This is a genomic window from Microbacterium sp. Root322 (assembly GCF_001425645.1).
Taxonomy (GTDB): domain Bacteria; phylum Actinomycetota; class Actinomycetes; order Actinomycetales; family Microbacteriaceae; genus Microbacterium; species Microbacterium maritypicum.
In genome coordinates this window covers 1,192,031-1,214,409 of record NZ_LMCS01000002.1, presented here as the reverse complement: position 1 = coordinate 1,214,409, position 22,379 = coordinate 1,192,031, and the positions used below count along the sequence as shown (strand labels likewise).

Annotated in this window: 27 protein-coding genes; 13 read left to right on the top strand and 14 right to left on the bottom strand. The window is 68.7% G+C overall.

All coding sequences use genetic code 11. The features are described 5' to 3' along the window. The first annotated feature begins 30 nt into the window (after positions 1 to 30). The 4 genes from ASC55_RS10780 (at position 31) to ASC55_RS10765 (ending at position 3,041) form a co-directional block, all read left to right on the top strand. The gene (locus ASC55_RS10780; protein ID WP_055875236.1) at positions 31 to 858 is read left to right on the top strand and encodes an ABC transporter ATP-binding protein; all 828 of its coding nucleotides are present in this window, start codon (positions 31 to 33) and stop codon (positions 856 to 858) included. Then, positions 855 to 1,688, top strand: coding sequence for an ABC transporter permease (locus ASC55_RS10775; RefSeq protein ID WP_055875232.1), 834 nt, complete (start codon positions 855 to 857; stop codon positions 1,686 to 1,688). Before ASC55_RS10780 ends, ASC55_RS10775 begins: the two co-directional genes overlap by 4 nt. After that, positions 1,685 to 2,518 (top strand): ABC transporter permease, encoded by an 834-nt coding sequence (locus ASC55_RS10770; protein WP_055875229.1) that lies wholly within the window; start codon positions 1,685 to 1,687, stop codon positions 2,516 to 2,518. The genes ASC55_RS10775 and ASC55_RS10770 overlap by 4 nt, the downstream gene beginning before the upstream one ends. 79 nt (positions 2,519 to 2,597) lie before the next feature. Continuing rightward, complete coding sequence (locus ASC55_RS10765) at positions 2,598 to 3,041, top strand: NUDIX domain-containing protein (RefSeq protein ID WP_055875226.1); 444 nt, start codon at positions 2,598 to 2,600, stop codon at positions 3,039 to 3,041. Here the strand turns inward: ASC55_RS10765 and ASC55_RS10760 are convergent. From ASC55_RS10760 to ASC55_RS10750, 3 genes are all read right to left on the bottom strand, one after another. Then, a complete protein-coding gene (locus tag ASC55_RS10760) occupies positions 3,032 to 3,289 on the bottom strand; it encodes a type II toxin-antitoxin system RelE family toxin (RefSeq protein WP_055875222.1) in 258 nt (85 codons plus the stop codon). The genes ASC55_RS10765 and ASC55_RS10760 overlap by 10 nt on opposite strands. Beyond that, positions 3,286 to 3,555 (bottom strand): type II toxin-antitoxin system Phd/YefM family antitoxin, encoded by a 270-nt coding sequence (locus tag ASC55_RS10755; RefSeq protein WP_055871358.1) that lies wholly within the window; start codon positions 3,553 to 3,555, stop codon positions 3,286 to 3,288. Before ASC55_RS10755 ends, ASC55_RS10760 begins: the two co-directional genes overlap by 4 nt. A gap of 105 nt (positions 3,556 to 3,660) precedes the next feature. Beyond that, a complete protein-coding gene (locus tag ASC55_RS10750; RefSeq protein ID WP_055875219.1) occupies positions 3,661 to 4,737 on the bottom strand; it encodes an ABC transporter substrate-binding protein in 1,077 nt (358 codons plus the stop codon). A 193-nt stretch (positions 4,738 to 4,930) separates the two neighbouring features. Between ASC55_RS10750 and ASC55_RS10745 the strand changes: the two genes are divergently transcribed. The 5 genes from ASC55_RS10745 to ASC55_RS10725 are packed head-to-tail and all read left to right on the top strand — an operon-like array spanning position 4,931 to position 9,215. Beyond that, positions 4,931 to 5,935: an alcohol dehydrogenase catalytic domain-containing protein gene (locus ASC55_RS10745; protein WP_162243052.1), complete on the top strand. Its 1,005-nt coding sequence runs from the start codon at positions 4,931 to 4,933 to the stop codon at positions 5,933 to 5,935. Between the two features lie 30 nt (positions 5,936 to 5,965). Next, positions 5,966 to 7,144 carry a CaiB/BaiF CoA transferase family protein gene (locus tag ASC55_RS10740; protein ID WP_055875214.1) on the top strand — a complete coding sequence of 393 codons (1,179 nt, stop codon included), beginning with the start codon at positions 5,966 to 5,968 and terminating at the stop codon, positions 7,142 to 7,144. Beyond that, on the top strand, positions 7,144 to 8,007 hold the full coding sequence (locus ASC55_RS10735; RefSeq protein WP_055875211.1) for an amidohydrolase family protein: 864 nt from the start codon (positions 7,144 to 7,146) through the stop codon (positions 8,005 to 8,007). The genes ASC55_RS10740 and ASC55_RS10735 overlap by 1 nt, the downstream gene beginning before the upstream one ends. A 21-nt stretch (positions 8,008 to 8,028) precedes the next feature. Continuing rightward, positions 8,029 to 8,871, top strand: coding sequence for an extradiol ring-cleavage dioxygenase (locus tag ASC55_RS10730; protein WP_151487459.1), 843 nt, complete (start codon positions 8,029 to 8,031; stop codon positions 8,869 to 8,871). Continuing rightward, on the top strand, positions 8,868 to 9,215 hold the full coding sequence (locus tag ASC55_RS10725) for a hypothetical protein (protein WP_157535661.1): 348 nt from the start codon (positions 8,868 to 8,870) through the stop codon (positions 9,213 to 9,215). The genes ASC55_RS10730 and ASC55_RS10725 overlap by 4 nt, the downstream gene beginning before the upstream one ends. Before the next feature lie 357 nt (positions 9,216 to 9,572). Here ASC55_RS10725 and ASC55_RS10720 read toward each other — a convergent pair whose 3' ends face one another. Then, positions 9,573 to 11,099, bottom strand: coding sequence for a hypothetical protein (locus tag ASC55_RS10720; RefSeq protein WP_055875203.1), 1,527 nt, complete (start codon positions 11,097 to 11,099; stop codon positions 9,573 to 9,575). Between the two features lie 102 nt (positions 11,100 to 11,201). Then, positions 11,202 to 12,197, bottom strand: a complete 996-nt coding sequence (locus ASC55_RS10715) for a hypothetical protein (RefSeq protein WP_055875200.1) — start codon at positions 12,195 to 12,197, stop codon at positions 11,202 to 11,204. Between the two features lie 559 nt (positions 12,198 to 12,756). On the opposite strand from ASC55_RS10715, the gene dnaB reads away from it, so the two are divergent. Further along, entirely contained in the window at positions 12,757 to 14,130 is a 1,374-nt protein-coding gene (dnaB, locus tag ASC55_RS10710) for a replicative DNA helicase (protein WP_082524306.1), read from the top strand. Positions 14,131 to 14,306: 176 nt separating this feature from the next. Here dnaB and trxA read toward each other — a convergent pair whose 3' ends face one another. Together trxA and ASC55_RS10700 are read right to left on the bottom strand one after the other, a co-directional pair. Continuing rightward, entirely contained in the window at positions 14,307 to 14,660 is a 354-nt protein-coding gene (gene trxA / locus ASC55_RS10705; RefSeq protein ID WP_055875197.1) for a thioredoxin, read from the bottom strand. Between the two features lie 42 nt (positions 14,661 to 14,702). Next, entirely contained in the window at positions 14,703 to 15,074 is a 372-nt protein-coding gene (locus ASC55_RS10700) for a rhodanese-like domain-containing protein (RefSeq protein ID WP_082524305.1), read from the bottom strand. Positions 15,075 to 15,129: 55 nt separating this feature from the next. On the opposite strand from ASC55_RS10700, the gene ASC55_RS10695 reads away from it, so the two are divergent. After that, entirely contained in the window at positions 15,130 to 15,822 is a 693-nt protein-coding gene (locus tag ASC55_RS10695; RefSeq protein ID WP_082524304.1) for a DUF4395 domain-containing protein, read from the top strand. A gap of 25 nt (positions 15,823 to 15,847) precedes the next feature. On the opposite strand, the gene ASC55_RS10690 is transcribed toward ASC55_RS10695, so the two are convergent. Continuing rightward, the gene (locus ASC55_RS10690; protein WP_055875194.1) at positions 15,848 to 16,438 is read right to left on the bottom strand and encodes a DUF2165 domain-containing protein; all 591 of its coding nucleotides are present in this window, start codon (positions 16,436 to 16,438) and stop codon (positions 15,848 to 15,850) included. A gap of 106 nt (positions 16,439 to 16,544) precedes the next feature. On the opposite strand from ASC55_RS10690, the gene ASC55_RS10685 reads away from it, so the two are divergent. Beyond that, positions 16,545 to 17,159 (top strand): class I SAM-dependent methyltransferase, encoded by a 615-nt coding sequence (locus ASC55_RS10685; protein WP_055876111.1) that lies wholly within the window; start codon positions 16,545 to 16,547, stop codon positions 17,157 to 17,159. A gap of 28 nt (positions 17,160 to 17,187) precedes the next feature. Here the strand turns inward: ASC55_RS10685 and ASC55_RS10680 are convergent, their stop codons facing one another. Continuing rightward, positions 17,188 to 17,643 (bottom strand): Lrp/AsnC family transcriptional regulator, encoded by a 456-nt coding sequence (locus ASC55_RS10680; protein WP_017829836.1) that lies wholly within the window; start codon positions 17,641 to 17,643, stop codon positions 17,188 to 17,190. 98 nt (positions 17,644 to 17,741) lie between these two features. Here ASC55_RS10680 and ASC55_RS10675 point away from each other — a divergent pair, with 98 nt between their 5' ends. Next, positions 17,742 to 18,365: a LysE family translocator gene (locus ASC55_RS10675; RefSeq protein WP_055875188.1), complete on the top strand. Its 624-nt coding sequence runs from the start codon at positions 17,742 to 17,744 to the stop codon at positions 18,363 to 18,365. 37 nt (positions 18,366 to 18,402) lie between these two features. Here the strand turns inward: ASC55_RS10675 and ASC55_RS10670 are convergent, their stop codons facing one another. The 5 genes from ASC55_RS10670 to ASC55_RS10650 all read right to left on the bottom strand — a co-directional run bounded on the left by ASC55_RS10670 (position 18,403) and on the right by ASC55_RS10650 (position 22,265). Then, the gene (locus ASC55_RS10670) at positions 18,403 to 18,630 is read right to left on the bottom strand and encodes an RNA-binding S4 domain-containing protein (RefSeq protein ID WP_017829834.1); all 228 of its coding nucleotides are present in this window, start codon (positions 18,628 to 18,630) and stop codon (positions 18,403 to 18,405) included. A gap of 124 nt (positions 18,631 to 18,754) precedes the next feature. Next, a complete protein-coding gene (locus tag ASC55_RS10665; RefSeq protein WP_055875185.1) occupies positions 18,755 to 19,612 on the bottom strand; it encodes a hypothetical protein in 858 nt (285 codons plus the stop codon). Positions 19,613 to 19,691: 79 nt separating this feature from the next. After that, entirely contained in the window at positions 19,692 to 21,008 is a 1,317-nt protein-coding gene (locus ASC55_RS10660; protein WP_055875182.1) for a sensor histidine kinase, read from the bottom strand. Beyond that, positions 21,001 to 21,678, bottom strand: coding sequence for a response regulator transcription factor (locus ASC55_RS10655; protein WP_017829831.1), 678 nt, complete (start codon positions 21,676 to 21,678; stop codon positions 21,001 to 21,003). Before ASC55_RS10655 ends, ASC55_RS10660 begins: the two co-directional genes overlap by 8 nt. 53 nt (positions 21,679 to 21,731) lie before the next feature. Continuing rightward, positions 21,732 to 22,265 carry a putative immunity protein gene (locus ASC55_RS10650; protein ID WP_055875179.1) on the bottom strand — a complete coding sequence of 178 codons (534 nt, stop codon included), beginning with the start codon at positions 22,263 to 22,265 and terminating at the stop codon, positions 21,732 to 21,734. Positions 22,266 to 22,379 lie beyond the last annotated feature (114 nt).

Here is a 22,379-nt window from a genome sequence, read left to right as displayed (position 1 = left end):
GACGCGCGGCGATGAGACGAGAGGTCGACGATGACTGACGTGAACGACACCGCACGGGACTCGGAGGATCCGCTGATCTCGGTCACCGGACTCTCGGTGAGCTACGACGTCGCGCGGACGGGAAAGAAGCTGATAGCCATCGAGAACGTCGACCTCGACGTGTTCGAAGGCGAGTTCATCACGGTGCTCGGCCCGTCGGGGTGCGGAAAGACGACGTTCATGAACGTCATCGCCGGCCTCGTCGCGCCGAGCACCGGGGCGGTCCTCGTCGATGGGAAGCAGGTCCACGGCCCTGGGCCCGACCGGGCCGTGGTCTTCCAGGATTACGCCCTGCTGCCGTGGCGGACCGTGTTCGACAACGTGAAGTTCGGGCTGGAGATGCAGAAGGGCCTGCGCACCGCCGACTGGCGCGCGAAGGTGCAGGAAGCCATCGAGATGGTGGGGCTCAAGGGCTTCGAGTCGTCGTACCCCCGAGAGCTCTCCGGCGGCATGCAGCAGCGCGTCGGACTCGCCCGTGCGTTCGTGGCGGAGCCGCGCATCCTGCTGATGGACGAGCCACTCGGCGCCGTCGACGCCCTCACCCGCGAGGTGATGCGCGACGAGATCGAGAAGCTCATCGAGGCGACGGGCAAGACCGTCCTCTTCATCACGCACTCGATCGAGGAGGCCATCCTCCTGGGCGACCGCATCGTCGTCTTCAAGAGTCACCCCGGCGCGATCAAGGAGATCATCACCACCGGCATCCCGCGTCCGCGCTCGGAGCGCGCGGTGCAGCACGACCCGCGCTTCCTCGAACTCCGCGACCACCTCTGGGAGGCGCTGGAGGGTGAGGCCACGGCGGCAGCGGTGTCGAAATGACCGCGCTCCTCGCCACCGGGCCTAACCTCGGCAGGGGTGGTGCCGCCGCCTGGCTCGCGGGCCTGAGTCCTCGGGGCAAGGCGGCCGTCATCGCGGTCGAAGTCGTCATCCTCCTCGTGCTCTGGCAGGTGGTGGTGGGCGTTCTCGGATGGATCAGTCCGGTCTTCCTCCCTCCGCCCCTCGCCATCGCGCAGGGCTTCGGCGAGATCGTGTCGAACGGATCCCTCGCCGCCAACGCCGGTGTCTCGGTGCAGGCGTGGCTGACCGGCTTCGCGCTCGCCGTGGTCGTCGGCATCCCGGTCGGGCTGCTGATGGGGTCCTCGCTTCCGGTCGACCGCGTCATCGGACCGATCGCCTGGACGATCTACGCGACGCCGTCGATCGCCTATCAGCCGCTCGCGAAGGCGTGGTTCGGCTTCGGGATCGGCCCGGTGATCTTCCTCGTGACGATCAGCGCGATCTTCCCGATCCTGCTCAACGTCGCCGCCGGCATGCGCACCACGAACCCCTCGATCATCCGCGCCGCCCGCGTCTACGGCGCCGGACGGATGCGGCTGTACCGCTCGGTGTACCTGCCGTCGACGATCCCGTTCCTGTTCGCGGGCCTGCGGCAGGCGGTCGTGCTCGCCACGATCGGCATGGTCGTGGCCGAGCTCGCCGGCTCATCCAGCGGCATGGGAGCGCTCATCATCCGTGCATCGAACACCTATCAGACCGACCAGGCGTTCGCCGCGATCGCGGTGGTCGTGCTGTGGAGCGTCGGCATGACCCAGGTGGTCACGGCCATCGAACGCGGGGTCGCGCCGTGGACGAGGAAGGGCAAGCGATGAGCGTCGTCTCGGCAACCGGAACCGTGCGCATCGTGCGGCCGCGGCGCGTGGTGCGCTCGGGTGAGGGCAAGTGGACCCTGCTCCTGATCGGTGTGGTCGCTGCCGTGCTGCTGCTGTGGGAGGCAGCGGTCAGCTGGTTCGGTTGGGTGCCCGCCGTGTTCCTGCCGCCTCCCAGCGCGGTGGCGGTGGCGTTCGGGCAGCTCATGGTCGACGCCGAGTTCTGGAGCGCCTTCGCGTTCAGCGTCACCAACCTGCTGATCGGTCTCGCGATCGCGATCGTCGTCGGCGTCGTGGTCGGTCTCGCCGTCGGCTGGTCGCCGGTGCTGCGCTTCATGGTCGCGCCGTTCCTGTGGGTGCTGTACTCGACGCCCAAGGTCGCGCTCGCGCCGCTGTTCATCCTCGGGCTCGGACTCGGCAGCGAGTCGAAGATCGCACTCGTGATCCTGCTGGCCGTCTTCCCGATCCTGCTCAACACGATGGAGGGCGCTGTCACCGTCAACCCCTCGCTCGTCAACGCCGCCAGGGTCTACGGCGCGAAGGGGATCGGCCTCGGATGGAAGGTGATCTTCCCCGCCACGCTGCCCTACAGCCTCTCCGGCATCCAACGAGGTGCGGCCCTCGGCTTCACGGGCGAGGTGCTCGGCGAGTTCCTCGGCGGCACCGGCGGCCTCGGCCACCTGCTCGAGTTCGCCGCGTACCAGTTCCGCATGGACGAGGCCATCGCGATGGTCGTGGTGATGGTGATCATCGCCAACCTCACGCTGCTGCTCATCTCGATCCTCCGGCGACGGCTCGCGCCCTGGTACGACGAGCGCAAGATCGTCGGCTGATCCGCCCCACGACTCCCGACCCCCGTCTCATGCGCGACGGGGGTCGGGTCCGGTCTACGGGCAGGGATAGCGTTGCGGGGTGCCGATCGATCGAAGTCATATCCGCGTCAAGGCGATGCTTGTCGCGCCGAACGTGCAAGGGACCGCGCATGCCGTGAGCGTCAATGCCGCGACCGCGGAGAATCCGGGCGGATATCACCGCCTCATCGGCGGCAGCGTCGAGGTCGGCGAGACCCACATCGATGCGGTCCGGCGCGAGGTGCGTGAGGAGCTGTCGGCGACGATCCAGGATCTGAGCTACCTCGGGGTGGTGGAGAACATCTTCCACCTGGACGGGGACGTCGGACACGAGATCGTCTTCGTGTATACCGGACGCCTCGATCCGGAACCCGCAGCGGAGGGCGCGACGCTCACGGAGAGCGACGGGGCGGTGGTTCCCGTCGTCTGGCGCAGCTTCGACGCCGCCGCCGAGGTGCTGCCCCTCTATCCCGCCGGGGTCATGGGGCTCTTCGCTCAGCGGTAGATCTCGCGGCGATGCCCTGCGGCGAGAACGAGCACGACCAGACGATCGTCCTCGATGTCGTAGATCACCCGATAGTCGCCCACGCGGACGCGCCACGCGCCATCGCTGTTGGCGAGCAACTTCGCCGCGGGCGGTCGTGGTTCTTCGGACAGGAGTTCGATCGCCGCCTGCACGCGACGTCGGGCCTGCGGATCCAGCTTTCGCAACTGCCGCTGTGCCGGCGCAGCGATGTCGATCCGATAGCTCACACGAGCCCCAGTTCCGCCTTCACTTCCTCCCACGGCACGGGGAGCGATTCGGTTTCCGCAGCTTCGCGGCGTGCTGCCACGGCGGCGGCCGCGTCCTCGGCGTCCTCGGCGATCTCGCGAAGTCGATCGAATTCATCCGCGTCGACGATGGCCACGACGCGACGCCCACGGCGGGACAAGAACACGGGCTCGTGCGTGAGGTGGGCACGATCGACGAGCGCGCCGAGCTGACGCTTGGCATCGGAGACGGGCAGCACATCAGTCATGGTCTTATGGTACCAAACGATCAAACTGATCGTTTGGTACATCCGCACACGAAGAGGCCCCACCGCCATGCGCAACGGTGGGGCCTCTTCGTGTGGCTCAGCGGGTCACGGGTAGGGCAGCGTCGCCGGTCCCTCGTTGTCGAGGCCCAGGAGCTCCTGCGCCTTGCGGAGGTAGACGAGCTGCTCTGCGTCGAACTCGAGCGGTTCGAGCTTCTGCGTCTCGATGGTGGTGTCCCATGCCTCGTCGTCGAAGTACAGGTTCGGGCAGGCGAGGTGACCGTCGAGGATCCAGACGCTGTCCGAACCCCGCAGTTCCACGACGTCGAAGTCGTTGGCCTCGTAGATGTCCAGCGCCTCCTCCGCGTTCTCGGGGAACTCGCCGGGCGCGGGTGCGGTCATGAAGTCGGTGCCCTTGAGCGTGGCCCGCAGGAACCGGACCAGACTGTTCGGGTTCTCCTGCGCCCACTTCGTGCCGGCGATCTGCACGTCGTTCGCCCAGTTGCGCAGCGACTCCACGACGATGTTCGCGCCGTGCTCCTCGAGGGCGGCCCTGTCGTCGGCGTAGAACGGCTGCAGGGTGATCTTGTCGTTGACGAAGAACTCCGTCCACGACTCCGATCCCGGGCCCGGGTAGACGATCTCGGCGTTGATCGACGAGACGTCCCAGCCCTCTTCCTTCAGCACCTGCGCGCGCTGGAACTCGGCCGGGTCGCCGGGGGTGCCGGCCAGCACGATCGAGGTGCCGTCGAGGTCGTCGACGCTCTTGATATCGGACTGCACCGCGAAGTCGAAGTTCTGCCGGCAGTAGTGACCGGAGACCAGGTCGATCTCGACGCCGCCGCGGATGGCGTCGATCACGGTACCGGTCGACTCCACGCCGATGTCGGCGCTGCCGCTGGCGACCGCGGCCGTGACGTTGTCGGCGGTGATGACCTCGACGGTGAGGCCCTCTTCTTCGTAGTAGCCGAGGTCGGTCGCGAGGACGAACATCGAGTACATCGTGATGTCGGGGAAGGGGATGGCCACCGTGATGCTGGTGTCCTCCGCTGCTCCGGGTTCGCCGTCTCCGAGGTCGACGGGTCCTTCCGGTGTCGGTGTCGACGAGGCGCAGGCGGCGAGCAGCGTCAGTGCTGCAGCACCCCCGACCACGGCGATGCCGAGTCTGTTTCTTGTCGTGCGCATGACTCTCCATTCGGGCAAGTGCGTGCGACTCCTCCGTGGAGTGGGGCGCCTCACGCGGATTTTGGGATACGGTATCCAATTTGGAATCACGTGTCCATGCTTTGCGGGATATCGTGCTCGAACAGGGTCTAGACGGGCTCGGTGTAAATTGGATACAGTATCCCAAACAGATTCCCGCGATGAAGAGGTGAAGATGCGTGCCGCCGTGCTGAGCAGCCACGACCTGGACGGGTTGACCGTCGCAGAAGTGGATGTTCCGGCGCCGGGAGCCGACGAGGTGCTCGTGCGCGTCGACACCGTGGGCGTGAATCAGCTCGACCTCAATGTCATCGCCGGCATCGGCCCTGGAGCGCAGGCGCAGCTGCCCCGCATCCTCGGCATCGACCCGGCGGGGGAGATCATCGCGGTCGGGGCCGGCGTCGACCAGCGACGTATCGGGCAGACCGTCGTCGTGAAGCCCAACATCGTCTGCGGGGCGTGCGCCCGCTGCCAGGCTGGAGACGAAGCCGACTGCCCGAAGCAGACCGTCGTCGGCGTGCACCGCGACGGTGGTGCAGCGGAGTTCGTCGCCGTCCCCACACGCAACGCGATCGATCGCCATGGCCTCGATGCCGCGCAGGCGACCGCCGTGGTGCACAGCGCCTCGATCGTCATCAACGCCGTCCGCACCGTCGCGCTCTCCGCGGGGGACCGGGTTCTCGTCACCGGCGCGGGTGGCACGCTCGGCCGCGCGGCCGTGGCCATCGCGCTCGCTCGCGGGGTCGAGGTCGTCGCGGCTTCCCGTCGTCACCTCGCACCGCTCGGGGACGAGCAGGTCGTGCAGGCTTCGGGTGCCGAGGCCCTCTCGGCAGCCCTCGGCGCGGGAGAGGGTTTCGACGTCGTGCTCGACGTCTCCGGCCACGCTCCGACCTTGAGCGCGGGAATCGCCGCGTTGCGATGGGGCGGCAGGGCCGTGTTCTGCGCCGCATCGGTCGACAGCGACCTGCGCATCGACGCCCGTGACTTCTATCTGCGTCGCAAGCGACTGTTCGGGGTGGCCAGTGCCCGCTATGAGGACGTGGCCGAAGCACTCGCGCTCGCCGCCGCCGGTGCGCTGCCCTCGCTCGTCGGCCGACGCTACGCGTTCGACGACATCGCGACGGCGTATCGCGACTTCCCCCGCAAGGGCGACGGGAAGGTCGTCGTCGATGTGCGCTGACCGCCGTCGGTATCGAAGAGGAGACCAGAAGTGACGAGTACTGCATCCCCGGGCGCCGGAGCGCTGGCCGGGATCCGCGTGGTCGAGCTGGGTCAGTACATCTCGGGCCCATTCGCCGCCAAACTGCTCGCCGACCTCGGTGCCGACGTCGTCAAGGTCGAGTCGCCCGAGGGCGACCCGATGCGCCGGTGGGAGGGGCGGGCGAGCATGAGCCCGCAGTTCGCCGCCTACAACCGGGGCAAGCGCGGCGTGGTGCTCGACCTCAAGAGTGCCGAGGGACTCGCCGCCCTGTTCGCCCTGGTCGACGATGCCGACATCGTGCTCGACAACTTCCGCCCCGGCGTCGCCGAACGGCTCGGCTTCGGTCCGGACGCGCTGCATTCCCATAACCCGCGGGTGATCACGTGTTCGATCACCGGCTTCGGCCCCACCGGCCCCGCCGCGAAGCGCCCCGCCTACGACACCGTCATCTCGGCCACCGGAGGCATGTACAGCCAGGTGGTCCCGGCCTCAACGATCCGTCCGCTGGGACCGGCGTTCTCCGATCTGCTGTCGGGGATGTCGGCCGTGCAGGCCGTGCTCGCCGCCCTCCATGCCCGCGATGTGAGCGGGGTGGGCGAGCATGTCGAGGTCACGATGGTCGGAGCCCTGCTCGACTTCCTCACCGAATCCGCCTCGGCATTCCTCGAGACGGGCCAGGTCTCCTCTCCCGACTCGCGCCCGCGTCGTGCGCAGGCCTACGCCTGCCGGGGCTCGGACGACAGGGCGTTCGTGATCCACATGTCGGTGCCCGAGAAGTTCTGGACCGGGCTTCTCGACGTGCTCGAGCGGCCCGACCTCGCCGCCGACCCGCGCTTCTCGACCCGCGAGGCGCGTGTGCGCAACTACGACGAACTCGACGGGGTGCTCAAGCAGATCACCGCCACCCGGCCCCGCCAGTACTGGCTCGACCGTCTCGCCGCGCACGACATCCCGCACGGCCCCCTGAACACCATGGGCGACCTGTTCGACGATCCGCAGATCGCGAGCATGGGGCTGGTCGAGGAGATCGAGGGGCCGGACGGTGCGCTGCGCGTGCCGGTGCCCAGCATCCGATTCCACCGCTCCGGTCGGCCAGAGCTGCGCTACGCGCCCGCGCTCGGCGCCGACACCGAGGAGATCACCGGGCTGCCCACCGCATCCCTCACCCCCACGGAAGGGACAGCCTGATGCCCGGCATCGACGACCTCGTCGCGATCGACGTCCACACCCACCCGCAGACCGAGGAGTTCATCGCGGCGATGGGTCAGCGGCACTCCCAGATGTCGGCGCACTTCGGGCGCGAGCGGCCGGTCGTGTCGTTCGCCGAGCAGGCCGATCAGTACCGCGACCGCAAGATGATGGCCGTGATCGTGAACTCCGACTCGGAGACCACGAGCGGCATCAAGGGCGCGCCCAACGACCTGCTCGGCAAAGCCCAGCAGGACCACCCCGATGTGTTCCTCGCCTTCGCCGGCATCGATCCGTGGAAGGGCGAGGCTGCGGTCGCCGAGATCCGTCGGATGCACGACGAGTACGGCATCAAGGGCGTCGGCGAGCTCAACCCGTCGCGGCAGAAGTTCCTCGCGAACGACCGGCGCTTCTTCCCGATCTGGGAGACCTGCGCCGAACTCGGACTCGTGGTGATGTTCCACTCCGGATTCCCCGGAGCCGGCGCGGGCACCCCCGGCGGTGGTGGCTACCGCCTCGAGAACGCCCGCCCCGTGCCGTACATCGACGACGTGGCGGCCGAGTTCCCCGAGCTGAACATCATCAGCGCGCACCCGGCATGGCCGTGGCACCTCGAGAACCTGGCGATGGTCTGGCACAAGTCGAACGTGTATCTCGACCTGTCGGGCTGGGCGCCGAAGTACCTGCCGCCCGAGGTGGTCCGCTACGCGGACTCGCTCATCTCCGACCGCGTGCTGTTCGGGTCGGACTGGCCGGTGATGACCGCGGACCGCTGGATGACCGAGTTCGACGAGCTCGGGCTCAAAGAGGAGTCGCGCCGGAAGATCCTGCTCGACAACGCACGCAAGCTGTTCCGACTGTGAGCGCGAAGGAAGGAGCCGATCGTGGCTGAACTGGTGATGGCCGCGGCGACCCCGCACAACCCGTTGCTGTGGCGGGCGATGCGCGAGCCCTATCCCTCCGACCTCGTCGCGGTGGAGGCGAACTTCCGTCGCATCCGCGAAGCGATCACGGACGCCGGCGTCGATACGCTCATCGTGCTCGGCACCGACCATGTGCGGCAGTTCTTCTCGGACAACTCGCCCGCGTTCATCGTCGGCAAGGCCGCCTCGTACCACGGCACCTACGAGAACGAGGTGCGCACCTTCGGCATGGAGTACGCCGAGCTCACCGGCAACCAGGAGCTCGCGACACAGATCACCGGCCGCGAGGTGCTGCCCGAGGCGATCGACTTCTCGGTCTCGCACGAGTGGCGCCTCGATCACAGCTTCGTGCTCCCGCTGCAGTACGTGCGGCCCGAACTCGACCTGCCGATCGTGCCGATCCACGCGAACGCGATCCTCCCGCCACTGCCCACCGCCGCACGATTCGCCGCGCTCGGACAGCACCTGCGCACCGCGGTCGAGTCCTGGGACAGCGACGCCAGGGTGGGACTTCTCACCTCGGGCCATATGGCCACCGACGTCGGCGGCCCGCGCACGTTCAACGGCTCGCCCGACCCGGAGTTCGATGCCGAGGCGGTGGCCTGGATGCGTGACGGCGACCTCGACGGTGCGATCGCCGGGTGCCGGTTCGACCGCATCATGGCCGCGGGCAACGTCACCTATCAGTATGTGAACATCGTGGCGGCGCTCGCCGCGATGCAGGGCCGCCCCGCCGACCTCGCCGAGGCGACGACCTCGCGCTTCGCATCCAGTCCGTTCTTCCTGTGGAGGGCCGCATCGTGAGCCGGTACATGATGAACAAGTTCATCCGCGCCGTCGAGATGAGCACCGCGAACGTGAACGCCTACGTCGCCGACACCGAGGGTTTCGTCGATGGCTGGCTCGCCGGGGGAGCGGGCCCCGATGCGGCTGCCGACGACCGGGTGCTGACCCCCGAGGAGCGCACTGCTTTCGTGGAACGCGACTACGGGGCGCTGTACGGTCTCGGCGCGCACCCCTATCTGCTCTGGCACTTCACCGAAGCGGTCTACGAGCACGAGTACACCGAGGGTTCCGGATGGCGGGAACTCGTGGAGCGCTACCGCGCCGCGATCATCCCGCACGGCGAGGTCGACGACATCCCCTGATCCTGCCTCACCGCGTGCACCGGGTGCTCCCGATTCCCGGCGCGGGTTCGTGGGACCAGCTGCGCACCGGTTTCGCGGGACGTCTGTCGGGAGCATCCGGCCGCGCGCGGTCCGGGCGGGCACTTGCTCCCTGCGTCCGTCCGAACTCCCGACAGGCGGACCGCCGGGTGCTTCCGCGCGGGCGCGACGGATGCCCCGTGGGTGGGGTTTCCACGGGGCATCCGCCCGATCTGCGCCGGCGTCGCACGACGGGGTGAGCGGGGGGCTACGACCTCGTCGATGTGTGGGGTGGACGCAGCGGCGCACCGGCGGTGCGGGTCTCCTCCCCCGAGGACGGCCGCACCACCGGCGTCATCGCTACGCCGTCAGGCGACGTCGCAGGAGTCCCGCACCTCCGAGGAGGAGCAGGACGGCGGCGAGTGCGACCAGTCCGACCGACGACGTGCCGCCGGTCATCGCGAGTCCCGAAGCCTGACCGGTCGTCGCCGCGCCAGAGGCGAAGGCGGCTGCGGGCGTGCGGACAGGGGTCGTGCCGGGGTCGGTCCCCGGGTTCGTGCCCGGGTTCGTTCCCGGGTTCGTGCCGGGGTCGGTGCCGGGGTCGGTCCCCGGGTTCGTCCCGGTGCCGGGGTCGGTCACCGTCGCCTCGCCGACCACGGAGATGGCGTTGCCACCCAGCGTGATCGGAAGGCTGATCGGCAGCGCCAGCTGGGTGCCGCCGAGGATGCTGTCAGCTCCCGTGGTGGTGCTGCCTCCGGTCGCGGGTGCGGTCGGAGCGGGGGAGGCACCGGTACCGGTGCGGGTGACGGTAGCGTCGTCGAGCAGCGAGATCGCGTTGCCGGTCACGCCGATGGGGGCGGTAACGGGCGCGGTGATCTGGGTGCCGCCGAGGACGCTGTCGGTGCCGGTGGTGGTGTTGCCTCCGGTGGCCGGGGTGACCGCTGCGGGAGTGTTGCCTCCGGTGCGGGTGACGGCGGCGTCGTCGATCAGCGAGATCGCGTTGCCCGACACCGTGATCGGTGCCGTGACGGGCGCCGTGACCTGCGTGCCGCCGAGGATCGCGTCGTCACCCGAGGTCGCCGCCGAGGTGGCGGGAGCGGTGGAGTCGCTCGGACCGGCAGCGCCGGTACCCGTCGACCGCGCGTCGTCCAGAAGCGAGATCGCGTTGCCCGACACCGTGATCGGTGCCGTGATGGGCGCCGTGACCTGCGTGCCACTGCCGATGCCGTCGTCGCCGGACGTCGTGACGTCCACCGGAGCGGAGGATGCCGGTGCTGCGGCGCCCTGCCCGGTCGGCGCGGTGCTCTCGCTGTCACCGAGCAGCGACACGGCGTTGCCGGTGACGGTGATCGGTGCGTTGACCGCGAGGAGTGCCTGGGTGCCCGAGAGCACTCCGTCCAGGCCGTTCGTGGTCACCAGAGGCGCCTCGGCCGGGGTCCCGGCCTGGGGAGCCGGGCTCTGGGGAGTCGCGGCCGGGGCGGTGGTCGTCGACGTGTCGAGCACGCTCACCGCGTTGTTCGCCACCGTGACCGGGAGGTTGACGGTGACAGCGGCCTGGGTGCCGGATGCCGTACCCGAAGCGCCGCTGGTCTCGACGGCGACAGGCGCCGGGGCCGGAGCGGGTGCGGGAGCCGGTGCTGCGGCGGGCGCCGGAGCCGGAGCCGGTGCCGGAGCTGCGGCGGGGGCCGTGGACACGGCGTCGCCCAGCACCGAGATCGCGTTGTTCACGACCGAGATCGGTGCGGTGATCGCCGTCTCCACCTGTGTGCCGGAGAGCAGTCCGTCGTCCCCGGTCGTCTCGGCCGCGTTCGCGGCCGTCGCGCCGAGAAGCGTGACGCCTCCGGCGATGAGCGCGCCCCAGAGGGCCCGCTTGATGAATGTACGCATGATCGTTCTCCTGACTGGATCGTTCGTCTGAAGGGTGCGCGCGATCAGAGTGCGCGCGCAGCACTGCTTCTGTCGTTCCCGGGGGAACGACGTGACGAACCGTCAGTCAGGAGAGACGTCGGTGTCGGCGACCGGCGACGAAGGAAGCTCGTCGTCGGAGGCCCCGGATGTCCGCTCACCAGCACGGAGCGGAGAAGAGTTCGCGTCGCTGAGGCGCGCGGGAAAGGCGCCGCTTCCTCCGCCGGAACCGGCGGAGGACGACGCGGGAACCGTGCTGCCCGGCGGGCTCGACGGCGGCGGGTCGGTGGGCACACGAGTGGTGTCGTCGCCGGCGCCGGTGGCGCCGTCCGCGGCGGAGAGCACGCTCGGACGCGACGATCCGGCCGGGGGCAGAGCCTTCGACATGACCGGGGGCATCGTCGCGATGTCCTCCGCGATGATCACGGTCGGGGTCGTCGTCACCGCAGGCGCGGTGATGCTCTCCGGCCCCTCGCCGGGTTCGGGCGAGGTCGGGTCGAGGGCCTCGAGCACGGGAGGAATGGTCTCATTCGTGACGTTCCCGAGAAGTGCGGTGGTGTCATCGACCACGCCGACCACGTCGCCCACCGCAGAGATCAGGCCGAGGTCGGAGGCGAGCCCGCCGACCACCGGGATGCCGGAGACCGTGTCGAGAATCGGATCGGTGATCTGGGAGACCGGTGCGCCGGTCAGCACGTCGGTGACCGGCGCGACGACCGCCGTCGTGGTCTCCGTCACGGCATGGACCACGGGAGCGACCGCCGGCCCGACGACCGGAGCGTTCACGACCGGCGCGGTCACGGTGGTGACGACGGCCGGGACGGCCTGCTGCACGGGGGCGACCACCTGTGTGACCACGGGAGCGACGACCTCTGTGACGATGGGTGCCACGGGGGCCGTGACGGCCGACACCGTGTTGCTGACCAGCGAGGTGAGCCCGTCGAGCGGCCCGTCTTCCTGGTCGTCCGCATGCGCGGATCCGCCCGAGAGGAGGACGGTGAGCGTCGCCCAGGCGAGCACGCCGATGCCACCCCAGAAGACGACGGCAGGTGTGCCGCGTCGGGTGGCCCGAACGTCCACGTCAACCTCCCCCTCAGAAGGTGATCTCGTGTGCCTCCCCCTCAGAAAGCCACGAATCTCGACGGAGCTGCGTCGATTGGAGGCGACGATACTCGCGGCCGCACGATCTGTCTAGGGGGTTCTCCGCGCGTTTCCGGGGATGTCGGGGTGTGACGCGCCCGGAGAAATCTCGGCTTGACTTTCCCCAGGTTCTACACATCCCATCCCCGAAGAGGGCAACCTTCAACGCCCGATTTAAACTGATTTTCATCCACAGGCTGGGGAAAGGGTAAACGCCAGATCAGGGCAGATAAAAAAGTTTGCTTTCCCACTCCTCCACGGGGTTATCCACACCCGTTGTGCACAGACACTCCGACTTTGTCCGCACGCTTTCCACATGGTTATCCACAGGCCGTGTTGCATGTGGAAAGAGTCGCTCGTAGCGTGGGCGAGCGACCGAATGTCGGAGGCACCTGTTTTGCTGTTCAGGGTGGCGTGAGGGCCGAGATCCATACAGGCCCCGCCGTCGAGGCGTCTCCTCGGAACATCGCATCGGAAACGTCGCATCGAAGGGAAGACTGTGTCGATCGCTGACATCTCAGAGGAGCGCATGGGCGCGAAGCGCGCGCCCGAGCGCACGCCTCCCCACGACCTCCTCGCCGAGCAGAGCGCGCTGGGCGGAATGCTCCTGTCGAAGGATGCGGTCGCCGATGTGATCGAGACGCTCAAGGGCGCCGACTTCTACATCCCCAAGCACGAGCTGATCTTCGAGGCCATCCTCTCGCTGTACTCGCACGGCGAGCCCACCGACGTCGTCGCCGTCACCGATGAGCTCATCAAGACGGGCGAGCTCGGCCGCGCCGGCGGTGCCGACTACCTGCACACCCTGACCTCGATCGTGCCCACGGCCGCGAACGCCGGCTACTACGCCGGCATCGTCTCGGAGCGCGCGATCCTGCGCCGGCTCGTCGACGCCGGCACCCGCATCGTGCAGCTCGGCTATGCCGGTGAGGGCGACGCGACCGACATCGTCAACAACGCCCAGGCCGAGATCTACTCGATCACCGGATCCGAGACCGCCGAAGACTACGTCCCCCTGCAGATCGCCGTCGATGCCGCCCTCGAGGAGATCGAGGCCGCCAGCGGTCGCGACGGATCCATGACCGGCGTTCCGACCGGCTTCAAGGAGCTCGACGAGCTCACGAACGGCCTGCACGGCGGTCAGATGATCGTCGTCGCCGCTCGACCCGCCATGGGTAAGTCCACGCTCGCGCTCGACTTCGCCCGCTCGGCATCCATCGGCCACAACCTCCCCTCCGTCTTCTTCTCGCTCGAGATGGGCAAGAGCGAGATCGCGATGCGTCTGCTCAGCGCCGAGGGTGCGATCCCTCTGCAGAACATGCGAAAGGGAAACCTCGACCCGCGCGACTGGACCACCGTCGCCGCGACACGAGGCCGCATCAACGACGCCCCGCTCTACATCGACGACAGCCCGAACATGACGCTCGTCGAGATCCGTGCCAAGTGCCGTCGACTCAAGCAGCGCGAGGGCCTGCGCATGGTCATCATCGACTACCTGCAGCTGATGACATCGGGCAAGCGCGTCGAGTCGCGTCAGCAGGAGGTCTCGGAGTTCTCGCGAAGCCTCAAGCTCATCGCCAAGGAGCTGCAGGTTCCGGTCATCGCGCTCTCGCAACTGAACCGTGGTCCCGAGCAGCGCACCGACAAGAAGCCCGCGATCAGCGACCTGCGAGAGTCCGGCTCGATCGAGCAGGACGCCGACATGGTCATCCTGCTGCACCGCGACTCGGTCTACGACAAGGACGTGCGTCCGGGCGAGGCCGACCTCATCGTCGCCAAGCACCGTAATGGACCTACCGCGACGATCACAGTCGCGTTCCAGGGGCACTACTCGCGCTTCATGGACATGGCCCCCGGCGGCGACTTCAACTGATCTCTCGCCCGAGAATCCGGGCACTGAACCGAGGTCTCGAAACGCCGCCGATGGTGCGACTCGCGCGACGGTACGCTCGGGCTACCCCGCGGGGTATCTCCGCCAGCTCACCGCAGTGACGAAGGCGGCGTCAGCGGCCGAAGAGTCTCTCATGACGGCGCGTGCGCAGACTCGGATCAGCGACGGAGCTGCTCTCTCACCTCTGCCATGTCCAATGCGCGGACAGAGGTGATGACCTGCTCGAGTTGCGCATCATTGAGCGCTCCGGGCTGAGAGAAGACACCGATACCGCCCCGGAACATCATCAGCGTGGGGATGGACCGAATCTGAAAGCCGGCGGCGAGTTCTCGTTCCGATTCGGTATCGACCTTGCCGAAGGTGATATCCGAGTGTGTGTCGGACGCCTTCTCGAAGACGGGCGCGAAGGCGCGGCAGGGGCCGCACCATGCCGCCCAGAAGTCCAAGATCACGATGTCGGTGCGGCTGATGGTGTCTCGGAGGTTGTCGCCGGTGACAGTGAGAGTGGTCATTGTGGTCCTTTCATTCCGAGCCGTGGGTAGCGGGGGCGGACGTCATCGGATGACGGGGAGACCGGTGGCCTCTGCGGCCTCAGAGATCCCGCCCGCGTCCTGCACGTCGAGTCCCGCGGCTTCCATCGCGGCGACCGCCTGCGCGGATCGGTTGCCGGACTGGCAGTAGACGACGTACTCATCCTCGGGATCGAGCTCCGAGATGGTCGTGTCGAATTCCGGGGATTGAAGGTCGATGTTGATGGCGCCGTCGAGATGGCCCTCGGCGTACTCCGCGGGGGTGCGCACATCGACAACGACCGTGTCTTCGACGATCGCTACAGAGGGAGACGCCGTGGCAGCGCAGCCGCTCATCGCGACGGAGAGGGCGAGAGCCGCCCCGAGTGCGACAGCTCGAAGGCTACGCCGCGCCATGAGGGTGCCCCTCGCACCGCTGATCGTCGGGGACCCCGTAGAGCGCCTCCTCCACATGCTGACCGCAACCTTCCCACGTTGCTTTACCGCACTGGCCACACGTCACGCGAGCGCACATCTCCTGCACCTTTCCTTGGATCGAAGTGATTCCGATTATACCCCCCGGGGTATTATTTCGTCCATGCGCTCATCTCAGCCCGTGAAGGAACAACCCGTCGTCGGTCAGTGGGTCGAGGGCATCGACACTCCGGTCGTGAACGAACGCGCGGTTCGAGCGTCAGCGGGGATCCTGTTCCTGGCTGGTTTCTCGGCGTGGCTCTGGAGTGTGATCACCGGTGACCTGCAGCCGATGCGGATCTTCGGAATCGTGTTCGCCATCGAGATGATGCTGCGGTTGTTCGTCGGAACAGCTTTCACTCCTACGCTCATCCTGGGTGCGCTGATCACTCGCCCGCAGCGTCCGGAGTGGGTGGAGGCGCGGTCGAAGATCCTTGCCTGGGGCATGGGGTTCGGAATGTCCCTCGCGGGGTGCTTCAGCTTGGGATGGTTGGGCCTGCCGACGATCGTCGCTCAGGTGATCTGCGGGGTGTGTCTTCTCCTGCTGTACCTGGAGACAGCCTTCGGGATCTGTCTGGGATGCGTTGTCGCCCAGCGCTTCGCGCGGCGCAAGCCGCAGTTGTGTGCGGGTGACACCTGCGCATACACACCGCCGGCGAAGGGCGAGCAGCACTCGATTCTCCGAGACTGAACCCGGGTCGATGCAGCGACCTCGATCAGCGAGAGGCGTCGCGACGCGGTGCGGTGTCGTCCCAGCGGGGCGAGGGGAGGTGCAGCAGCACCAGGCCGATGCCGGCGATCACCGAGTTGCGGAAGGCGGGGTCGAGTCCGTTCCACGAGGTGGAGCGCCACATCTGGAACCACTCGCCGCCGATCGAGATGAACCCGCCCACGAAGAGGAGGATGATCATCACCAGCCCGATCGATGACCACACGCGGGCGGCGTGGAAGCCGTGGCCGAGGAATCCGCGCACGAAGAACACGACAGCGACGATCAGGACGATCGCGCTCAGCGACTCCCAGATGATCACGCCGATGTAGGCGATGTTCCACAGCACAGGGTTGTCGATCGCCCGCCACATCACGTCGGGATCGAGCCCCTTGCCGGCCTCCTGGCCGAAGTTCGTGGTGTCCATCGCCAAGACGTGCTGCACGAAATCGAAGTTGGTGCCGTAGTCGGTGATGTTCCCGAGCGCCACCAGGAAGATGTAGAGCCCGTTCACGAGGACGAGCGCGGCCGCCGCGAAGGGCAGCGAACCGAGAAGGTGCCAACGAGGTGAGCGCACCGGCGCGTCGGTCGTAGTCATGACCAGACAGTATCGGTCGTCGTGTCCGGGCGTCGAGGGGGTGCTGCTTGCGGGAGCCGGATACCGTGGACGGCGGTGATCGCGAATGGACGCTGAGGGGAGAGCCGTGGTGGACGACTCAGGGAGCGACCGGCGCATCCGAGACGGATACGCCGCACGTGCCGCCGAGTACACGCAGCTGTTCGGCGATATCGGGAAGATGGACGAGGTCGACCGGGAGCGCATCGGGGGCTGGGCGGATGCGGTCGACGGGCGCATCCTCGATGCCGGGTGCGGCCCGGGGCACTGGACCGCGTTCCTCGCCGAACGAGGGATCGACGCCGAAGGCATCGACCTGGTGCCGGAGTTCGTCGCCGGTGCCTGCGCGCGGTTCCCGCACGTTCGGTATCGGGTGGCATCGCTGACAGACGTCGGCGTCGCGTCGGGTTCCCTCGGCGGCGTGCTCGCCTGGTACTCGCTGATCCACGCAGGGCCGGATGAGCTCGCGGTCCTCCTCGCCCATGCTCGACGCGTTCTCCGCGACGGGGGAGCCCTGTTGGTCGGGTTCTTCGCCGGGGTCGACGGGGAGCCCTTCCCGCATGCCGTCACGACGGCGCACTACTGGTCAGTCGAGGGGCTGTCCGTGCTGCTGGAGCGCGCTGGCTTCCGCGTGGTCGACAGCGAGGCCCGGGTGCAGGACGGACGCCGTCCGCACGCATCGATCAGCGCTGTCGCGGTCTGATCACGGCGCCGGCGCTGTCCTTGCTGCGTCAGGGGATCGGCACGGCCCGATCGGCCCCGAGCCGCTTCATCACCATGGTCGAGGTGAGACGCTGCACGCCGGGCAGGGCGCCGAGGGTGTTGTCGTAGAGCTCCTGGTAGGCGCCCATGTCGCGGGTGAGGATGCGCAGCATGTAGTCGGGGTCGCCGAACAGACGCTGCGCCTCGACGACCGCGGGGATCGCCACGACGGCCTCTTCGAACGCCACGATCGTGTCCTTGTCGGTGCGCCCGATCGTCACGAAGACGATGGCCTCGAAGGTGAGGCCGACCGCTGCCGGGGCGACCACCGCGCGGTACCGCTCGATCGCGCCGGACTGCTCCAGTTCTTTGAGTCGGCGATGGCAGGCGGACAGGCTCAGGCCGACCTGCGAGGCGAGGTGGGTCGCGCTCATCCGGCCGTCATCCTGCAGCAGAGAGAGGATCTCCCGGTCGAGTGCGTCCATGACGACAATTCTTGCAGGTGAAGGCGCGGATGGCTCGAAGAATCGGAGCACCTTTCGCGTGATCCTTCGTAGTCTCTTCCTCGGATTGAGGAGAACCGATGGATATCGCTCTGGTGATGCAGTTCTGGGTGGTCGCCGTCATGCTCGCGCTGACCCCCGGCGCCGACTGGGCGTATGCGATCTCCGCAGGCCTGCGTGCCCGCTCCATCGCACCGTCGATCCTCGGGATGATCGCCGGATACACCGTCGTGATCGTCGCCGTCGCTCTCGGTCTCGGCGCGCTGGTCACCGCGTATCCCGTCACCCTCACGACCCTGACGGTGGTCGGTGCGCTCTACCTGATCTTCCTCGGAGCCACGACCCTGGCCAGCCGTCCGGCTCCGATCGCGGAGAGCGGCGAGCCGATCGCGACCGGAGGGTGGGGGCAGTTCCTGCGCGGATCCGGTGTCAGCGGCATCAACCCGAAGGGGCTCCTGCTGCTCCTCGCCCTGCTGCCGCAGTTCACGAGTCCGAATGGCTGGCCGTCGACGACGCAGATGCTCGCGCTGGGCGGACTGCACCTGCTCAACATCGCGATCGTCTACACGACGGTCGGTCTGCTCGCCCGTCGACTGCTGCGCACCCGGCCCCGCGCGAGTTCGGTGGTCACGCGGATCGCCGGCATCGCCATGACCGTCATCGGCGTGGGCATCCTGATCGAGCAGGTGCTCGAATGGATGTGACGCCGGCGTGAGCGGCGGCTGACGAGGAGTCAGACGGTCACGGGCGGACGCGGACCGTTCGTCCCTCGAACGACACCAGGTCGCCGTCGCGCAACTGGCGTCCTCGGCGGCGGTCGATCTCGCCGTTCACCGTGACGTACCCGTCGATGATGACCTCTTTGGCGTCGCCGCCCGAGTCGAGGAGTCCGGCGAACTTGAGGAACTGCCCGAGGCGGATCACCTCACCGCCGATGGAGATGTCGTCGATCGGATCGGAGTTCGTCATCCTTGAATGCTAATCGGCTTCGAGGCCCGGTGGATGCGACGATGCCGCCGCCCCCGGGTGGGAGCGGCGGCACCGTCGAGCCGGGCGTCTCGGGTCCGCCCGACAGGACGCGGCCCGGATCAGCTCAGTCGATGTCGGTTCCGACGACGGCGAAGTCGGCGCTGAAGTCGATGTCGATCGAGCGGTTGTCCGAGGTGAGCACCGAGGCGTCGTAGGGGCTCACGTCGTCGCCGTCGACATCGAGGTCGGTGATCATCCCCTCGGCCTCGGCGAGTGCGGCGGAGACCAGGGCGCGGATCGTCTCGTCGTCGAGGGTGAGCGCGGGGCCGGTGTCGTCACCGTCGGCCGCGTCGGTGGAGGTGACGGATGCGACCAGGGCCTCGTCGACCCGGACCTCGGTCTCCGCCCCGGCGGCTGTCGTCAGCTGCACCTCCCAGGTGCCGTCGCGCTTCGCGTCGATCGAGGTGACCTCGCCGTCGGCCGCTCCCCGTGCGGCGTCGGCGATCTCGATGAGCTCGTCGGCGGAAGCCGTGCCGATTCCGGTCACCGGGCCGCGGCCGTTCGAGGGGGCGTTGCCGCGGTCGTCGTCGCCGCGGTCGTCGCCGCGGTCCTCGCCGCGCGGGCCGTGGTCATCGGCGTCGTGGCGGGGGCCGTCGTCGGACATCGACGAGCGATCGTCGTCGCCGAACTCGTCGCCGATCGCCGCGCCGACCGCGACGCCGCCACCCGCCAGGACGACGGCCGCAGCGATGCCTCCGCCGATGAGGAGCGCGCGCGTGCGGCCGGGCTTCGATGCGGCCGTCGCGGGAGCGGGCACGGGTTCTGCGGCGGGGAAGACCGGGTGCTGTCCGGAGCCCGCGATCGGGGCCTCCGCGCCGGGCGTCGGGGGCGGGGTCACCGGCACGGTCTCCGCATCCGGAGTGCTCTGCGGCGTCTGGTCAGGAGCGGGCGTCTGGTCGGGGGTGGGTGTCTTGTCGTCCATGTCTCGATGGTCTCCCGCGGGCGCTGAAGCCTCCCTGAAGCGTCCTGAAGACCTCTTCAGGAACCTCGGGTCCGTCTGGTCAGGCGCCGAGGGGCAGGGTGAGCACGAAGCGCGCACCACCCCAGCGGGAGTCGTCGACCGTGAGGGTCCCGTGGCCGCTGGCGGCGATGCCGCGGGCGATCGCGAGGCCCAATCCGCTGCCTCCGGCGTCGCGGCTGCGGGCCTCGTCGAGGCGGACGAAGCGCTCGAAGATCCGCTCCCGCTCCTCGGCCGGCACTCCGGTGCCGTCGTCCTCGATCGTGACGAACACGTATCCGTCCGATGGCGTCACCCCGATCGCGACGCGCCCGCGGCTGTGGCGCACGGCGTTGTCGGCGAGGTTTCGCACCAGCTGCCCGAGCAGTCGCGGGTCGCCGTGCACCCGGGCGGCGTGGATCCCGGAGCCGTCGACGTCGATTCCCGCGGCCCGGAGCCGGCGCACCTCGCCGAGGGCGATGTCGTCGAGGTCGACCGCCTCGTCATGGGTGCTCGCTCCCTCATCCAGGCGGGCGAGCAGCAGCAGTGATTCGACGATGCCCTGCAGGCGCAGTCCTTCCTCCGACACCACCTCGGCGAGTTCGCCGATGCTCGTCACATCGGGATGGGCCTGGGCCAGTTCGGCATGCTGACGGATCGTCGCGAGGGGCGAGCGCAGCTCGTGGGAAGCGTCCGAGACGAAGCGCCGCTGCGCGGTGGCCGCCGCGTCGAGCCGATCGAGCATGCCGTTCATGGTCGTCGCGAGCGCGGCGATCTCATCGGCGGTCTCCGGCACCGGTACCCGCTGGTGCAGGCGCTCTGCGGTGATGCCGTCGACCTCTTCGCGGATGAGCTCGACCGGGCGGAGGGCTCGGCCGACCACCGACCATGTGGTCACGGCGACGAGCAGCAGAAGCAGGGGGAGGGCGATGGCCAGCAGCGTCGCGACCGTCGCGAGGGTCTCGGCATCGTCCTCCATCGAGACGGCGAGCACGAGGGTCTGGTCGCGCTCGATGTCCTCCGAGACGACGAGGACGGTCTCTCCGTCGACAGTGGTCGTCTGCGGATCGTCGTCGACGGGGAGGGGTGTCGACCCGAGCTTCTCCCTGGCGTCTTCGCTGGCGGCGCGCACCGAACCGTCCGCACCGATGATCTGCAGGATCTCGTCGTCGAGCGCATCGATGTCCTTGCCGCCGGGGCCGCCCGCGCGTTCGGTGAGCTCTTCGAGGCGCTGTTCCGCCGCGCGCTCGGTGCTGCCGTGGATGCTGGCGCTGAGCACGCCGTAGAACGAGAAGGCGCCGATGAGGAGTGCGACGGCGACGACGACGGTGGCGCCGAGCGTGGTCCTGCCGCGCACAGAGCGCCAGCTGCGACTAGCCACCGTCGGCCGCCAGCCGGTAGCCCGCTCCGCGGATGGTCTCGATCGCCTCGCGTCCGAACGGCTTGTCGAGCTTGCGGCGCAGGTGCCCGACGTAGACCTCGACGATGTTGGGATCGCCGTCGAAGTCGTCGTCCCAGACGCCGTCGATGAGGGTGCGCTTCGACAGCACCTGGCCGCGATGACGCATCAGGTATTCGAGCACCGAGAACTCCCGAGCGGTCAGGCTCACGGGAGTCTCGCCCCGCCAGACCCGGTGCGCTGCGGGATCGAGCCGCAGATCGCCCGCTTCCAGGATCGCCGGACGCGCGACGGCTCCGCGCCGCACGAGAGCACGCAGGCGCGCGACGAGGATCGCGAACGAGAAGGGCTTGGTGACGTAGTCGTCGGCCCCGGTCTCGAGCGCTTCGACCTGGTCCCACTCGCCGTCCTTCGCCGTGAGCATCAGCACGGGGGTCCAGTTCTCTTCGGCCCTGAGCGCCTCGCACACCTTCCAGCCGCTCATGCCCGGCATCATCAGGTCGAGCACGATCGCGTCGTACCGTGTCTCACGCGCGCGCCAGAGTCCGTCGACGCCGTTGTGTGCCACGTCGACGGCGAAGCCCTCGGCCTCCAGGCCGCGGCGCACGCCCTCGGCCAGACGCACTTCGTCGTCCACCACCAGGATCCGCATGCCTCCAGTGTGGCCGCTCGACGCTGAATCGGGGCTGAAGCGGGTCGTGAGCCTCAGGCGCCGAGGGCGGCCTGGATCTCGCGGATCACCTCGCCGAGCGTGCCGGAGGCGAGCAGACCGGGGCCGAGGGGGCCCGCGGTGTCGGTGCCGAGGGGAGGCAGTCGCCGGAGTGCGGATGCGACCTCGGGCGACAGGGCGGCGAGCTGCCACCGCACCTCGGCGGCGCGGGCATCCGGGTCCTCCGGGTGCGTGAGCTCCACGGCCTTCGCGGCGTAGGCGGCGGCTCCGAGCGCATGGGCACCCATGTGCGCGACCCCTGCGGCCTGGGCGGCCGAGCGGGCTGCGGCGACCCCCGCGGGTGAAGCGGCGCTGTGGGCGGCCCGGCCCGCGACGAAGCGGCGACGGATCTCTCCCGCAGCCGTGAGCTCACCCCGTGCGAAGGCTCGAGCTCGCGCGATGGCGTCGCGCGCGCGGTCGTCGTCGGGTGCCTCCGCGTCGAACAGGGGCAGCACCCGTTCCGCGCAGTCGGCCGCCCACACCGCGACGATCCGTCGCTCGGTCTCGGTCATGCCCTGCGCAGTGGACATGCTCACCCCACCCGCCGTTCGGCACCCTGCGGGAAGCCGCGGACCGTCTCGATGATCTCCTGCATCTCCATCCCTCAATGATGAACCCCACGTGCTTATGTGGACTCTGATGCC